15 protein-coding genes are annotated in these 15,244 nt (G+C 66.8%); 7 read left to right on the top strand and 8 right to left on the bottom strand.

Annotation, left to right across the window (positions count from 1 at the left end; all coding sequences use genetic code 11):
• The coding region (locus NLI89_RS18060; protein ID WP_254688248.1) for a hypothetical protein at positions 1 to 211 on the top strand (211 nt) is incomplete at its 5' end.
• 152 nt (positions 212 to 363) lie between these two features.
• Positions 364 to 1,065 (top strand): response regulator transcription factor CtrA, encoded by a 702-nt coding sequence (gene ctrA / locus NLI89_RS18055; protein WP_128455376.1) that lies wholly within the window; start codon positions 364 to 366, stop codon positions 1,063 to 1,065.
• A 210-nt stretch (positions 1,066 to 1,275) separates the two neighbouring features.
• On the opposite strand, the gene NLI89_RS18050 is transcribed toward ctrA, so the two are convergent.
• On the bottom strand, positions 1,276 to 2,706 hold the full coding sequence (locus NLI89_RS18050) for a phospholipase D-like domain-containing protein (protein WP_254688247.1): 1,431 nt from the start codon (positions 2,704 to 2,706) through the stop codon (positions 1,276 to 1,278).
• Positions 2,707 to 2,805: 99 nt separating this feature from the next.
• On the opposite strand from NLI89_RS18050, the gene dinB reads away from it, so the two are divergent.
• A complete protein-coding gene (dinB, locus tag NLI89_RS18045) occupies positions 2,806 to 3,888 on the top strand; it encodes a DNA polymerase IV (RefSeq protein ID WP_254688246.1) in 1,083 nt (360 codons plus the stop codon).
• 126 nt (positions 3,889 to 4,014) lie between these two features.
• On the opposite strand, the gene NLI89_RS18040 is transcribed toward dinB, so the two are convergent.
• From NLI89_RS18040 to NLI89_RS18030, 3 genes are all read right to left on the bottom strand, one after another.
• On the bottom strand, positions 4,015 to 5,883 hold the full coding sequence (locus tag NLI89_RS18040) for an ATP-binding protein (RefSeq protein ID WP_254688245.1): 1,869 nt from the start codon (positions 5,881 to 5,883) through the stop codon (positions 4,015 to 4,017).
• Entirely contained in the window at positions 5,883 to 7,820 is a 1,938-nt protein-coding gene (locus NLI89_RS18035) for a GGDEF/EAL domain-containing response regulator (protein WP_254688244.1), read from the bottom strand. Before NLI89_RS18035 ends, NLI89_RS18040 begins: the two co-directional genes overlap by 1 nt.
• 91 nt (positions 7,821 to 7,911) lie before the next feature.
• Positions 7,912 to 8,826 (bottom strand): ROK family protein, encoded by a 915-nt coding sequence (locus NLI89_RS18030; protein WP_254688243.1) that lies wholly within the window; start codon positions 8,824 to 8,826, stop codon positions 7,912 to 7,914.
• A gap of 164 nt (positions 8,827 to 8,990) precedes the next feature.
• Between NLI89_RS18030 and NLI89_RS18025 the strand changes: the two genes are divergently transcribed.
• A complete protein-coding gene (locus NLI89_RS18025; protein WP_254688242.1) occupies positions 8,991 to 9,599 on the top strand; it encodes a Dps family protein in 609 nt (202 codons plus the stop codon).
• Between the two features lie 166 nt (positions 9,600 to 9,765).
• On the opposite strand, the gene NLI89_RS18020 is transcribed toward NLI89_RS18025, so the two are convergent.
• The gene (locus NLI89_RS18020; protein ID WP_439144536.1) at positions 9,766 to 10,368 is read right to left on the bottom strand and encodes a hypothetical protein; all 603 of its coding nucleotides are present in this window, start codon (positions 10,366 to 10,368) and stop codon (positions 9,766 to 9,768) included.
• A gap of 158 nt (positions 10,369 to 10,526) precedes the next feature.
• On the opposite strand from NLI89_RS18020, the gene ispH reads away from it, so the two are divergent.
• From ispH to rnhA, 3 genes are read left to right on the top strand one after another with little or no spacing between them, the layout of a single operon-like run.
• On the top strand, positions 10,527 to 11,483 hold the full coding sequence (gene ispH, locus NLI89_RS18015; protein ID WP_254688240.1) for a 4-hydroxy-3-methylbut-2-enyl diphosphate reductase: 957 nt from the start codon (positions 10,527 to 10,529) through the stop codon (positions 11,481 to 11,483).
• Position 11,484: 1 nt separating this feature from the next.
• Positions 11,485 to 12,435 carry a homoserine kinase gene (thrB, locus tag NLI89_RS18010; RefSeq protein WP_254688239.1) on the top strand — a complete coding sequence of 317 codons (951 nt, stop codon included), beginning with the start codon at positions 11,485 to 11,487 and terminating at the stop codon, positions 12,433 to 12,435.
• Positions 12,432 to 12,899 carry a ribonuclease HI gene (gene rnhA, locus NLI89_RS18005; protein ID WP_128455367.1) on the top strand — a complete coding sequence of 156 codons (468 nt, stop codon included), beginning with the start codon at positions 12,432 to 12,434 and terminating at the stop codon, positions 12,897 to 12,899. Before thrB ends, rnhA begins: the two co-directional genes overlap by 4 nt.
• Before the next feature lie 42 nt (positions 12,900 to 12,941).
• Here the strand turns inward: rnhA and NLI89_RS18000 are convergent, their stop codons facing one another.
• Genes NLI89_RS18000 through NLI89_RS17990 form a run of 3 tightly spaced genes read right to left on the bottom strand, consistent with a single transcriptional unit; the run spans position 12,942 to position 15,243 of the window.
• Positions 12,942 to 13,115 (bottom strand): YegP family protein, encoded by a 174-nt coding sequence (locus NLI89_RS18000; protein ID WP_254688238.1) that lies wholly within the window; start codon positions 13,113 to 13,115, stop codon positions 12,942 to 12,944.
• A gap of 5 nt (positions 13,116 to 13,120) precedes the next feature.
• Positions 13,121 to 14,200, bottom strand: a complete 1,080-nt coding sequence (locus tag NLI89_RS17995; RefSeq protein WP_254688251.1) for an FAD-dependent oxidoreductase — start codon at positions 14,198 to 14,200, stop codon at positions 13,121 to 13,123.
• A gap of 35 nt (positions 14,201 to 14,235) precedes the next feature.
• Positions 14,236 to 15,243 carry an alpha/beta fold hydrolase gene (locus tag NLI89_RS17990; RefSeq protein WP_254688237.1) on the bottom strand — a complete coding sequence of 336 codons (1,008 nt, stop codon included), beginning with the start codon at positions 15,241 to 15,243 and terminating at the stop codon, positions 14,236 to 14,238.
• Position 15,244 lies beyond the last annotated feature (1 nt).

Raw genomic sequence — 15,244 nt, 5'->3', positions numbered from 1 at the left:
TTTTGCCTCGTACGACACCCCTCAGGCGACCCGCATCCGCATGAACCGCCTCAGCCCCCGACGCAGACAATTCGCCCTTCATTTGCCGAAATCGCGGTCAGTCCGCAGCGTGTATCGGCGTGGGTTGCTCGGCGAGGACATCACAAAGACCGTCGACCGGACGTTGCTCACGCCCGAACTGGCGCCGAGCCCCCCGGCAGAAGATTTGTAAGGAATTCAACCGGTCGCCAGCGATCCGGCTGATTCGTCCTGTCAACCTTAGTCCGAAATTAACCTTTTGCCTTCAGATGTTGTGTGGTTAATGAATAGAAGTCGAGCGGCTGGCATGGGGTGTCGGACGGTCTCGCGAAGAGGGGACGACGCATGCGGGTTCTGCTGATCGAAGACGAGCCGACCACGGCGAAGGCTATCGAGCTGATGCTGACGACCGAAGGGTTCAACGTCTACATCACCGATCTCGGGGAAGAAGGCCTCGATCTGGGCAAGTTGTATGATTACGACATCATCCTGCTCGATCTGAACCTGCCCGACATGCATGGGTACGACGTGCTCAAGCGGCTCCGGGTCGCGCGGGTCTCGACGCCGGTGCTGATCCTGTCGGGCGTGAACGAAATGGACTCGAAGGTACGGAGCTTCGGTTTCGGTGCCGACGACTATGTCACCAAGCCGTTCCACCGCGAGGAACTGGTCGCACGGATCCACGCCGTCGTCCGTCGCTCCAAGGGTCACAGCCAGTCGGTCATCCGGACCGGCAAGCTGGCCGTGAACCTCGACGCGAAGACGGTCGAGGTCGGTGGCAGCCGCGTGCATCTGACCGGCAAGGAATATGCGATGCTGGAGCTACTCTCGCTCCGCAAGGGCACCACGCTCACCAAGGAAATGTTCCTCAACCATCTCTATGGCGGGATGGACGAGCCCGAATTGAAGATCATCGACGTGTTCATCTGCAAGCTGCGGAAGAAGCTCAGCCTGGCATGCGATGGCGAGAATTACATCGAGACCGTCTGGGGTCGCGGCTACGTGCTGCGCGAGCCCGACGAAGCGCTCGAAGCCCAGGTCGCGTAACTCCCCTGTTTTTCGGGAGCGCTTGAGGCCGCGGTACCGGGGGGTGCCGCGGCCTTTCCTGTTTGTGGATCTGATCCTCCCCCGCCAGGGGGAGGTGGCACCGAAGGTGACGGAGGGGGAGGCAAGCGCCCACGCCCGTTCCGTGACCTCCCCCTCCGACTGGCAAGGGCCAGCCACCTCCCCCTTGCGGGGGAGGATTGAGAGTTGGGTCTACTTCTTCTTCCGCCGCAGCCGGCGGAACAGGCCGCGCTTGCTGAACGTCTCGAACATCTCCTGCGGGCCTTCCGGGTCGAGCACCTCGTTGTCGGCGAGCCATTCCTCGACCGAGGTCAGGTCCGGCACCTCATAAGGCTGCAACGTCTTGCCTTCGCCGCGCAGCCGCTCGATCGTCTTGATCAGCGAGCCTGTCTCCGCGATCAGATCGCTCACCACCTGCGGCTCGACGCCGAGATGCTCCGCGATCAGCCCATCGCGGATCGCGACGATCCCTTTCGACGTCGCCGCATCGGTCGCGCGGATCGCCAGGTCGCACTCGGTATCGAGCCGCAGCGAGCGGTTGTTCACGTTCGACGAGCCGAGCCGGAACACCTCCTCGTCGGCGATCAGGATCTTGGCATGGCAATAGATCGCCTCACCGCCCGCGGTGAACGGATGGTACATCCGCAACCGGTTGTACGTGTCGCGCCGGTGCAGCGCCTCCATCAGCCGCGCACGCGCGGTATCCATCGCGATCGGCTCCAGCCAGCCTTGCGCGGTGGTCGGGTTGATGATCACGATCTCGGGACCGTCCACCTCGTCGAGACGCTTCGCGACCGCCTCGGCGATCTTGCGCGACGCGAAATACTGGCTCTCGATGTACAAGTGCTTCTTCACGCGCGCGATCTGGCCGAGGAACAGCGCTTCGCTCTCGTACACCGGCTCCTGGTCGGACATTTCGGGCTCGCTGCGTGCGATCGCCACGTCGACGTCGCGGAAATCGACCTCGAGCCCCTCGGGCCAGAATGTGCTGCCGGGTTCGCCCGTCTCCATCTTCATCCCGCCGGCCAGATGCCAGCGGCGGCGGAACAACTCGCCCAGTGCGTGCGCGACGGGCCCCTGCACGGCACTGATGGCGTCGTGCCACGGCTTGTACGGCTTGCCCGAGGGCTGGATACGGTGCGGTTCGTCGTCGCGGTGCTCGCGCGTGTCCCAGCGGTCGCCGGTCATGTCGATGCCGCCGCAGAACGCCAGCGCATCGTCGATGATCACGATCTTCTGGTGATGCGACGCCGCCGTCGGGTGATGCCCATCGAGCTTGGTGTGGATGCGCTTGTGCTTCATCCACTTCATCATCGTGAAGATCGTCGAGCCGCGGAACAGCGACTTGATCGCACCGGTATCCCAGCGCAGCACGAACACCTCTAGGTTAGGCTCGCGCTCGACCAGCCACAGCATGAATTCGCCGAGTTTCTTCGGCTCGCCGGGGCGATCGACGCCGGGTTCGAGTTCGATGCGGGCGTCGAAATCCCAGCCGATCAACAGGATGCGGCGCTTGGCCCCCATCATGGCGACGCGTGCGGTGCGGAAATACTTTTCCGCATCGACGATCACCGCCATCTGTTCGGCGCGTTCGACCCGCCAGCATTCCGTCCCGACCTGCATTCGCGTCCCTTCGTTGCCCGTCGGCAGTACCCGCGGCCGCGCGATTGGTTGCGGATGCACCCTGTATCGCCGCCCCTTGCGCGCCTATCTAACGCGCTCATGCTTCCTCCTACCCAGCCTCCCGCCCAGCGCAAGGTGATCCATGTCGACATGGATGCCTTCTACGCTTCGGTCGAGCAGCGCGACGATCCCTCGCTCAGGGGCAGGCCGGTGGCGGTCGGCGGGTCGCGTGCCCGCGGCGTGGTGGCGGCGGCGAGCTACGAGGCGCGGGCGTTCGGAGTGCGCAGCGCGATGCCGTCGGTCACCGCGATCAGGCGCTGCCCCGACCTGGTGTTCGTGCCGCCGCGGTTCGACGTGTACCGCGAAGTGTCCGACCGGATCCGCGCGATCTTCGCCGACTATACCGACCTGATCGAGCCGTTGTCGCTCGACGAAGCCTATCTCGACGTCACCGAGGATATTCGCGGCCTCGGCACGGCGGCGGCGATCGCGGAGGAAATCCGCGCCAGGATCAAGGCGGATACCGGCCTCACCGCATCCGCCGGGGTCAGCTACAACAAGTTCATCGCCAAGCTCGCCTCGGACCAGAACAAGCCCGACGGGATCTGCATCATCACGCCGAAGCGCGGCGCGGCCTTCGTCCAGTCTTTGCCGGTCAAGCGCTTCCACGGCGTCGGCCCGGTGACCGCGCAGAAAATGGAACGGCTCGGCATCCTCACCGGCGCCGACCTGTTCGGCCAGAGCCTCGCCTTCCTCCAGGCGCATTTCGGCAGCTATGCGGAGTATCTCTACCGGGCGGCGCGCGGGATCGACGATCGCCCGGTACGGGTCAATCGCGCGGCGAAATCGGTCGGGGCAGAGCGGACGTTCGAGACGAACCTGACCACTGAGGAGGACCTGCGTGCCGCCCTGCAGCGCGTGGCCGATGCGGCATGGGTCCGGATCGAACGACACGGCACGCGTGGGCGGACGATCACGCTGAAACTGCGCCATGCCGATTTCCGCACGATCACCCGCGCCCGGTCTTCGGTATCGGCGGTGACGGACAAGGCTGCATTTCTGGAGGCCGGGCTGGAGTTGCTGATGGCGCAGCTGCCGGTGCCGGACGGGGTTCGACTGCTCGGCCTGACGCTGTCCGGGATCATGGGCGACGAGGAGGAAGTTCAGCCGAGCCTGTTGTGACCCGCTCCCTCCCCCTTTTTAGGAACGGGCTGGAGGGAGGGCATGTTCCAGGCGATGCATGGCTTGGCTGCCCTCACCCCGACCCTCTCCCCAATGGGGAGAGGAAGAAGAATTGGCGGTTACTGGTCAAGCCGCATTGCCCGCCTGTAGCGTCAGGATCGCGACCGCACCAAGTCCCGGCCCGTCGCTTTCCAACCGCAGCGAGCCCTGCATGGCGTTCACCGAGTTTGCGCACCAATGCAGCCCCAGCCCGCCCGACTTGTGCGCGCGCGTGGAAAATCCGCGCTGGAACAATGCCCCTGCGACCTTCGGCGGGAAGCCTTCGCCGTCGTCGCGAATCTCGATCGTCACGCGGCCCGCATCCTGTCTGATCGTCGTCACGATCGATCCGCTGCCCGTTCCTCGCGCCTCGATCGATTCGACCGCGTTGCCGAACAGGTTGCCGATCACCTGGCTCAGGATCACGCGGCTCGCCATCACCAGATTGGGGCCGGCCGGAAAGCTGAACGCAATCGACGCGCCTTGCGCATAGCGCGCGATCGTCGCGTTGCGCGCAATGATGGCGCTGACGTCGCACACCTCCAGCGCCGGGCGTTCACGGGCGGCCAGCTGTTGCTGGCCGATGATCTCGAGCACATTCGCCATCGCTTCGCGGCCAATGACGAGTTCGCGCCGAGCCGCCTCGCGGCTGGCCGACTCCGCTTCGATCGCCGTGGCGACGAAGGCGGCCAGTTTCTCGCGGCGCGCCTCGGGGAGGTCGCTGCGCGCGAGTTCGGCGATAGCGCGGTCGATCGGCGCGCGGTCGACCGGCGGGGCCTGTGCGATCCCCTGGCTGAGGATCGTGCTGATCGGGTTCAGCGCGTTGCGAACGTTATGCATGACCGCGACCGCGCTTTCGCTGCGACCGAGATCGAACGACTGCACCTCGATCTGTTCGCGCAAGTCCTTCAACTGGCGCAGCATCGCATTGAAGCTCCGCCCGAGCGAGCCGATCTCGTCGCGCCGCTCGTCCTCTTCGAGCAGCGCGAGCGAGCCCGATACGCGGACACGTTGCATATGGCTTTCGACCCGGTGCAGCGGGCGCAGCACCAGCCGCGCGATCATCCGCCGCAGGACGACGAGCACCAGCAGCAGCAACACGGTCGAGCCGGCAACCGCGAGCAGCAGCATGCGTCGCCCGAGCAGCGATACGTCGCGCGGAATCCTAAGCCGCGCGGTTGCGACCGCGTGGCCGTCCGCACCGATGACCGGCACCGCGATCATCAGCTTCGACGGGCTCGCCGTCACCGAATAGCGATCGCCGCTCGGCGTCAGGTCGATCCGCGCATCGCGACTGAGTCGATCGGACATCTGTCGGGAGGTAACGACCCGGGCCAGCACCACATAGCCACGTGCGCCACCGGTGCCATCCGAGCGGTGGACCTGCGCCACGCCGATCACCGCGATGCGATCGCCGACCCGCGCATAGAAGCGTCCCGATCTTCGTCCGCGGAGCACCTGCGCGAAGTCGGTACGGCCGATGGTCGCGATCAGTTGCGCATTCATGCCGGGCCGCGCCGCGCCGGTCGCCGGATCGCGCCAGCGAGCGAGGACGACGCGGCCCTCGGGCGTCACATACGCCATGCCGTCGACGCCGATATTGCTCATGGCTCGCGCCGAGACACCCTCGCGTTCGAACACCGCATCGGGCTGCGCGAGATACGAATATCCGTCGTTTCCGTCGCCGTAATCGCGCGCCGCGCTTTCGACGTCTTCCGCATAGTCGGACAATGCCGCACGCGTCCGCTCGACATGCGCGGCGATCGCCTTGTCCTCAAGCGTGGCGAAGCTCGGGGTGATGACGGCGGCGAGCAGCAGCGTGATCCCGATCGCAGCGACCACCCCGACCGCGGTCATGATCAGGATCAGCTTGCCACCGAGCGACGATGGGGTCCGCATCCGGCCGAACTGTCGTCCGAACGGCGGCGGCAACCGGCCCATCCCCGCGGATGGCATCAGCTGCGTAGCCCGAACGTCTGCCGGATCGTCGGGTCGTCGTTGGAAACGTCGTCCTTGCCGCTCAGAATGCGCCCCTGCGCCATCGCCAGCGCGTCGTCCGCACCAACCGGTCGGGAGAAATAATATCCCTGGAGGTGACTGGCCCCTGCCAGCCGCAGCGCCTGGACCTGGGCTTCGGTCTCTACCCCCTCGGCGATCACTCCCAGCCCGAGCGCACGGCCGAGGTGGATGATCGAATGGACGATCGCCGCGCTTTCGCGTTCGCGGCCCATGCCATCGATGAACGACTTGTCGATCTTGAGGCAATCCAGCGCGAACTTGCGGATGTTGTAGAGGCTCGAATAGCCCGTGCCGAAATCGTCGAGCGCGATCCGGAAGCCCATCTGTCGCAGCTTGTAGAGGGTCTCGGCCGCACGTTCGGCATCATCGAAGATCGCGGTCTCGGTGATCTCGATCTGCAGTCGCGCGGGCGCGATGCCGGCGCGCTGGACGCTCTCCATGATGTGCCCGACGAAATTGTGGCGGCGGAACTGGCGCGGGGAAAAATTCACCGAGACATATTGCCCGGGCCATTGCTTCAGAACGTCGAGCGCTTCGTGCAACACCCAGTCGCCGAGTTCGTGGATGAGGTTCGATTCCTCCGCGATCGGGATGAAGGTCGCGGGGCTCATCAGCCCGTATTCGCTGGTATTCCAGCGCACCAGCGCCTCGAACCCGACCACCTCGATCGCATCGCGCGAGACGATCGGCTGATAGGCGAGGCTCAATTCACCCCTGGCGATCGCCTGGCTCAAGCCGCCCTCGACGCGCCGGCGAAAGCGGATGCCCTCGTCCATGCTCTCGTCGAACAGCCGGACGATGCCGCGGCCGCCGCGCTTGGCGTCGTTGAGGGCGAGATCGGAGCGGCGGATGACGTCGACCGGATCGCTGCCCCCGGTCACCGTTCCAGCGCCCGCCCCAGCCGTCACGACGACGCCGGCCGACGCGCCGCCCTGCACCGAATTGCCGAACACCTGGAGGGTGACCGAGCACGCCGCGACGATCAGTTCGCACGCCATCACCGCCGCCGCCTCGCTCGACGTATCGAACAGGATGCCGAATTCGTCGCCGCCGAGACGCGCGACCAGAGCGCCATCGGGGGTCGAGCGGTTGAGGATCGCACAGATCTCGCGGATCAGCGCGTCCCCCGCGAGATGCCCGAGCGTATCGTTGACCAGCTTGAACCGATCGAGATCGATCATGACCGTCGCGAACAGCCCTTCGCTCCGCGTGCGGGCCGCCAGCGCGCGCAGGAAGGCGAGCCGGTTGGGCGCGTCGGTCAGCGAATCATGCATCGCGAGGTGGATCGCGCGGCTTTCGTTCGCGGCCAGTTCGGCGGCCTGCTCCTCGAGTTGCACGACTTGCGCCGCGAGCAGATCACGCGCCGCGGCCAGATCGCGATCGTTCTGCCAGCGCTGGGCGAGCGCGGTCGCCGTCTGCAGGATCTCGGCGACCTCGAACGGCTTGGCGATGTAGAAGATCTTGTCCGCGGGGCCGGCGACCTTGCTGATCTCGATCGGCGAGAAGTCCGAGAACCCGGTGACGATGACGAGGTTGATCTCGGGATCGAGCGCACGGATGCGCCTGGCGGTCTCGCGACCGTCGATGCCGGGCGGCATCCGCACGTCGATGAACGCGACCGTAAACGGCGCGCCCTCGGCGAGCGCACGCTCGACCGCGGCAACCGCGTCGAGACCCTGGTCGCAATAGGTCAGCGCGAACGCCGAGGCGTTGGCATCTGGGCCGGGGGGCGCGTCGTCCCCGAGAGCGTCGTTGCCGAACAGTTCGACGGCCATCGCGTCCAGCGCCTCGCCGGTGCTCGACCGCGGGCCGGCGAAGCTGCGCCGGTAGCTGTCGCGCATCGCCGGTTCGTCGTCCACGATCAGAATGCGCATCGAAACCGCTCCTCGTTGGGAAAGACCGTCGCCGTCCGGCGATGGCGTATCCTGCCCCTCACTCTCGCTATCGAGCGGTAACCAGATACGGTTAAGACGCCGTAAACGATGTCTCCAGCTGATGGCCAAGTGCTTGAGCACCCAGCACGATCGCGCCCAGAGGCCCGGCATTGTTGCCGAGCGCCGGCGGCACGATGAACGTGTCGGTCAGCGCCACCTCCGGCAGCGTGATATAGCCGCCGAGGCTGCGGGTCATCGCCGCGCGCACGCGCGGAAACAGATGCGACGCCCCCATGACGCCGCCGCCCATGACGATCCGGCGCGGAATGCCGGTGAGGACGAGCGTGTGGCAAAGCTGGCCGAGCGCGTCGGCGACGCTGTCCCAGACCGGATGCTCGGCGGGGGCCTCGTCGGCGGGATGGCCGATCCGCGCCGCGATCGCAGGCCCCGCGACGAGACCCTCGATGCAGGCCCCGTGGAACGGGCAGTTGCCGATCCAGTCATCGCCCTGGAACCGTGCGGGGCGAATATGACCGAGTTCGGAATGCGTCAGCCCGTCGACCGGGCGGTTGTTCGCGATCATGCCGGCGCCGACACCGGTGCCGACCGTGACATAGGCGATATCCGGCAAGCCCTTCGCCGCGCCCCACCGCGCCTCGGCCAGCGCCGCACCGACGACGTCGCTGTGGAATCCGGCCGGCACGCCGTAGCGCCGCTGCAACCGTCCGGCGATATCGGTCCCTGCCCAGCCGGGCTTGGGGGTCGTCGTGATATGGCCGTAGTCATGCGAGTGGCGATCGATCGACACCGGTCCGAAACTCGCGATACCGATCGCGACGAACCCGCTCCAGCGATCCAGCACCGCCTCGATCGCGGCCAGCGTCTCGTCGGGCCGCGTGGTCGGGATACGCACGGTTTCCTCGATCTGGTCGGGTCCGCGCGCAAGAATGCAAATGCATTTTGTCCCGCCGAGTTCGATCCCTGCGACCAGAGGTGCTTCCGTCATCCTGAACTCCCAACGCGTTGCTGGCGCCCGCTTCCTTCGCCGGGACCCTCCCGTCAAGAGCAGGTCGACTGTACGATCACCGTGAACGAGGATTTCGTCCGCTGTCGATCCGCCCGGTCATGCGTTATGCATGTCGAGTTCAACCGAACAGACAGGAATTCCCAATGGCGAAGAAACCCGCAAAGCTGGCGAAGGCCAACACCAACGTATCGGTCGAAGCACAGCCGCAGTACAAGGTCGAGTATCGCGAGATCCAGCCGTACGGCACGCTCAAGCGCCTGCCGATCGCGCTCGAGGACAATGCGCGCGCGCAGAGCGTGGCGACGCTGAACCAGGTGCTCGCGGACACGATGACGATCCGCGACATGTACAAGAAGCATCACTGGCAGATGTCGGGTGCGACATTCTATCAACTGCACCTTCTGCTCGACAAGCATTACGAGGAGCAGGCCGCGCTGGTCGATCTCGTCGCCGAGCGGATCATGGCGCTGGGCGGCATCTCAATCGCGATGGCGCACGACGTCGCCGAGATGACGACGATCCCCCGCCCGCCCAAGGGCCGCGAAGACGTCCCGACCCAGCTCGCCCGCCTGCTCGAAGCGCATGAGATCATCCTGCGCCAGGCTCACGAAGGTGCGCAGGCAGCGGACGAGTCGGGCGACGACGGCACCAACGACCTGTTGGTGAGCAACATCATCCGCACCCATGAGCCGCAGGTGTGGTTCCTGGCGGAGCATCTCGCCGCGACCGAGCTGGTCCGCGACGACAAGTAAGCGGTTCCTCCCTCTTCCCGCATGGTGCTGGGAGAGGGAGGGATTGTCGCATGCGGCGAAAGGGTGAGGGCGTTGGGGACAGCGTCTCGCGCCTCACTCCCCTCACCCTTCCCACGGCGAGTGCCGCGGGCCCCTTCCCTCTCCCCGCCGGGGAGAGGGAGATCGTTTAGCGGGTCGCGTTATACTTGAGCTGGTCGTCGGTGAGCTGGAAGCCGACCAGCGCTTCGAAGCTGGCGCGCAGCACGGCCTGGCGGACTTCTGGGGTGCTCAGCGGATCGACCGCTGCGTCCTGGTCGCCGGGCTTGCGCTTGCGGGTCAGCTTCTCCCGCACCTCGTCCGGCAGCGTTGCGGCCGAACGCGCCACCGTCGCCGATGCGGTCGCCGAAGCCGATGCGAGAGCCTGGCCCGCATCGAAGTGCAGTGCGACGCGACCGATGCGCTTGGCGACGACGGCGGTGCCGCCGCGGACTACCGTGATAAAGTATGGCAGGGTGACGTCGCGTGCGCCCTCGGTACGGCTGCGGCGGGCGCGAATGTCGAAGGTGACGCTGGTGACGACCTGGTCGGTCGCGTCGGCACAGGTCGAGCGGACATTGGTCATCAGCGCGGCAACGTCGATCGCCGACTGGTCGCGGCTGGTGGCCGGATCGAACAAGGTGATGTCGCCGGTCGCTGCCGGGATGGCGACCGCCGGGCAGACCGAACGGACCGCGGAAATGCCGCCGGTCGCATCGATTTCGCCCTTGCCGGCGCAACCGGTCAGGAGGATCGCACACGCCGAAACGGCTAGGATGGGGGCTTTCACGGCGACGCTTACCTTCTCGAACGAGCGAAAGGGCCACCGCATGTCGCAAGCGGCCCCTGTCGCGGCGCACCATAGGAACCGGCTATCGTCCAGGCAAGCAATCGCGTAGAGGCAGGCGCATCATGAGCCCAATCGACAAGCCGCCGCTCGAACTGTTGATCGCAGCACCCCGAGGCTTTTGCGCCGGCGTGGACCGCGCCATCCGGATCGTCGAACTGGCGATCGAGAAGCATGGCGCCCCGGTCTATGTCCGCCACGAGATCGTCCACAACAAGTTCGTCGTCGACACGCTGAAGGCGCAGGGCGCGATCTTCGTCGAGGAACTGGACGAGGTGCCGGATGGCGCCCCGGTCGTGTTCTCCGCGCACGGCGTACCGAAATCGGTGCCGGCCAATGCCGAATCGCGCGGGCTGGAATATCTCGATGCGACCTGCCCCCTGGTGTCGAAGGTCCACCGCCAGGCCGAGCGGCTGGTCGCGGCCGGGCGGCATATCGTGTTCATCGGCCATGCCGGGCATCCGGAGGTGATCGGTACGTTCGGACAGGTGCCGCAAGGCTCGATGTCGCTGATCGAAACGGTCGAGGACGCCGAGGTGTTCGCACCCGCCGATCCGTCGAACCTCGCCTTCCTGACGCAGACGACGCTGTCGGTGGACGATACCGCCGCGGTGGTGGCGACGTTGCAGCGCCGATTTCCGCAGATGCTGCCGCCGCGGGGCGAGGACATCTGCTACGCGACCTCAAACCGCCAGACCGCGGTCAAGGCGATCGCGCATAGCGTCGATGCGGTGCTGGTGATCGGTGCGCCGAACTCGTCCAACTCGGTGCGCCTCGTCGAGGTCGCCGAGCGCGAGGGTACGCCGGCGATGCTGATCCAGCGGGCGAGCGAACTCGATTGGGATTTCCTCGCCGGCGTCGCCGCGCTGGGGATCACCGCGGGCGCGTCCGCGCCGGAACTGCTGGTGCGCGAACTCGTCGATCGGTTGTCGGAGCGCTACGCCGTGACCGAGCGCGAAGTCGAGACCAACCGCGAGACGATCGCGTTCAAGCTGCCCCGCGGGCTGGAGGCGGCTGCCTAGCATGGCGGTCTATACGCAGGTGTCGGCGGAGGCGCTGGGCGCGTTCCTCGCCAAGTTCGATCACGGCGAACTGGTCTCGGCCAAGGGCATCGCCGAGGGGGTGGAGAACAGCAATTACCTGGTCGATACGACGACCGGGCGGTTCATCCTGACGCTATATGAAAAGCGCGTGTCGGCAGACGACCTGCCGTTCTTCATGGCGATGCTCGATCATCTCGCGGTCGACGGCAACCCGGTGCCGCGTGCGCTGCCCGACCGCAGCGGTGTGCTGATCCACGAGCTTTGCGGGCGGCCGGCGTGCCTGATCGAGTTCCTGACCGGGGTTTCGGTGTCGCATCCGACCGAAGCGCAGGCGTATGCGGCCGGTGCCGCGATGGGGGCGATGCACGTCAGCCTCGCCGGCTTCGATGGCGTGCGGCCGAATACGCTGGGCCCCGACGGTTGGCGCGCCCTGCTCTCGAAATGTGGCCGCGATCTGGATGCGATCGAGCCGGGACTGTTCGATACGGTGAGCACGGCGGCAGATGCGGTCGTCGCAGCCTGGCCGAACGACCTGCCGCGCAGCGTCATCCACGCCGATCTGTTTCCCGACAATGTGCTGATGCTCGGCGACCGGGTGACGGGGCTGATCGACTTCTATTTCGCCTGCACCGATATCCGCGCCTACGACCTGGCGATCCTGCACAGCGCCTGGGCGTTCGATGCGCAGGGCGAGGGCTATGACGCCGGGGTCGGCAAGGCGCTGGTCGCGGGATATGTCGATCGGCATCCGCTCTCTTCGGCCGAACGTGCCGCGCTGCCGGTGCTGGCGCAGGGGGCGTGCCTTCGCTTCCTGGCGACGCGCGCATGGGATTGGCTCAACACGCCGGCGGATGCGCTGGTGACGCGCAAGGATCCGCTGGCGTATTGGCGGCGGTTCGAGGCGTATCGCAAGGACGATCTATTCGCATGACTGACGACGTAGCTGCCCCGACCATGACGAAGGTCGAGATCTTCACCGACGGCGCGTGCAAGGGCAATCCGGGGCCGGGCGGCTGGGGTGCGGTGATCCGCATGGGCGCGCACGAGAAGGAATTATCGGGCGGCGAGACGCCCACGACCAACAATCGGATGGAGATGACCGCGGCGATCGAGGCGCTCAACGTGCTGACGCGGCCGTGCGCGGTGACACTGTACACCGACAGCAAATACGTGATGGACGGCCTGACCAAGTGGGTGAAAGGCTGGCAGCGCAACGGCTGGAAGACCGCCGACAAGAAGCCGGTGAAGAACGCCGAACTGTGGCACGCGCTGCTGGCCGCGGTGGCGCGGCACAAGATCGAGTGGCAATGGGTCAAGGGCCATGCCGGCCACCCGGAGAACGAGCGCGCGGACAAGCTGGCGAGCGATGCCGCGGTGGCGGCGGGGCGCCGCTAGACCTCGTTTAGCTCATGGAAGCGCGGCGCCCCTGCGATCCGGTCAAGGTTCCTCGACCGGCGCGGCGGGGCCGTTCTTCAGAATCGACTCGATAGCGTTCCTGGCGCCGGCCTTGCTCGAATAGCCCTCGGTCCAGAACATGACTTCGCTGTTGTACTTGAACTTGGCGACGTACTCGCCGGCCTTGTTCTGCTCGATCACGAACTTGTGCGCCATATCGACTATCCCTCGGTGAAAGGAGGTCGCAGGCTAACGCAAAACCGATCGGGTGAATAGCGTGCCGGGTCGATCGCCGCGACCGCCGGGTCGGGGGACGTGCCGAGCACGAGGCTGGCGGCGAGCAACGCGGCGGCGGGGGCGGTCTGGATGCCGAAGCCGCCTTGGCCTGCACACCAGAAGAAACCGGGCACGTCGCGGTCGAAGCCGTAGATCGGCAGGCGATCGGGCGCGAAGGTGCGCAGGCCCGCCCAGCTCCGCTCGACCGCGGCGACCCGCCAGTCGACGACATGCTCGAACCGGTCGACCGCGATCGCGACGTCGATCTCCTCGGGTGCGGCGTCGCACGGGTCGGTTGGGGTCTCGTCGTGCGGGCTGAGCCAGAGGCGGCCGCCGGGCTCGGGCTTGAAATAGAAGCGCCCGGCGATGTCGGCGATATGCGGGAGGCCCTCGGGGGCGCCGGGCTCGGTACGAAGCTGCACCATCGTCCGGCGATAGGCGGTCAGGCCGAGCGGACGGACGGACGCGCGCACCGCGACGGTGTCCGCCCAGGCGCCCGCTGCATTGACGAGCGTGCGCGCCTGGAAAGTACCGGCCTTCGTGTCGATGGTCCAGACACCGGCGACGCGCACCGCGCCGACGAACGCCGCGTCGGTGACGAAGTCTGCACCGGCACGACGCGCGGTGGCGATGCTCTCGGCATGGAGCGCGGCGACGTCGATATAGGCGCAGCTCGCCTCCTGGATGCCGAGCGTCCATTCGGGGCGGAGACCGGGTACGAACGCGGCCGGATCGACTCTCTCGAGGACGACGTCGCTGTCCGCGAACTCGGCGAGGAACGCTTCCATCGCGGCCTCGTCCTCGGCACGACCGATGTGGACCGAACCGAGTGGCGCGAGATGTCCGCCAGCCTGGAGAAATGGTCCGGAGGCGGTGGTGAGCGGCTGGATATCGGGGCCGCCATAGGTCTCCGACCAGAACGCGGCCGAGCGGCCGGTGGCGTGGTAGCCGGGTGAGTCCTCCGCCTCGAGCACGAGCACGCCGGCGCGCGACCCGATCGCGGCAGCGAGGCTGGCACCCGCCATGCCCGCGCCGACGATCGCGATATCGTAGACCGGCTTCACGGACGTGCGGGCACGACGGCCGCCAGGAACGAATCGATCGCGGCCAGCGCACGGTCGCGCACGCCGTCCGCCTCGCGCAGGATCTCGTGCGCCGATTCGGGGCCGAACCGGACGATCTGCGCGTCGGGCAGGCGCGCACCGAGCCGCAACGCCGCGCGCGGATCGACCAGCTTGTCGGCGTCGGCGATCAGCATCAGCACCGGCGTTGCGATCGTCTCGACCCGCGGATCCGACGCCAGCGCGGCGGCGCCGGCAAACCCGTGCGCGAGCCAGGTCCAGCTCGGCGGTCCGAGCACCAGGTCGGGATGCCGATCCTGCCACCAGCGCTCGTCGGCATAGCGTTCCTCGTCATGCGTCAGCAGCGATCGGCGCGATGCGAGCGCCCCCGGCCGTTCGTTGCCGCGCCACGCAGCGCGCATCGGGTCACCGCGTCCCGCGATCCACTGCGCCACCCGGGCTGCGATACGCGCGGGGATCGGCGATTTCAGCCCGATCATCGGCGCGACGAGGATAGCCGCGTCGGGATCGATCGACCGGGCCGCAAGCGCACGCACGACCATCATGCCGCCCATCGAATGCCCCAGCACGATTCGCGGGCCAGTGCCCTCCGCACGCCAGTCCGCCCAGAACGCCGCGAGATCCGAATCGTAGATACCGTAGTCGCCGACATGACCAACATGCGGGTCCGGCGACAACCGCCCCGAGCCCCCCTGCCCGCGCCAGTCGAACGCGGTGACCGACCAGCCCTGCGCATGGAGGTGCGCGAACGTCTCCAGATACTTTTCGAAAATATCGCCGCGGCCGGTCTGGAACAGCAATCGGCCGCGCGGGGTCGCCGCGGGCCAGTCGAAGCGGCGCAGCTTCCAGCCATCGGGTGCGGCCCAATAGCCGGTGCGGGCACCCGCCGGAATCGTCCGCCGAACCGCAGCGGCAGCCTCATCCCCCGCATAGCGCGCGGAATTGTCGAGGAATTCGCTCGGGACGGTTACTTTTTCGAAAGCCATC

This window comes from Sphingomonas faeni, assembly GCF_024273235.1.
GTDB classification, from domain to species: Bacteria; Pseudomonadota; Alphaproteobacteria; order Sphingomonadales; family Sphingomonadaceae; genus Sphingomonas; species Sphingomonas faeni_A.
Note: the sequence above shows the minus strand (reverse complement) of the source record. Positions and strands in the feature narration are given on the sequence as shown.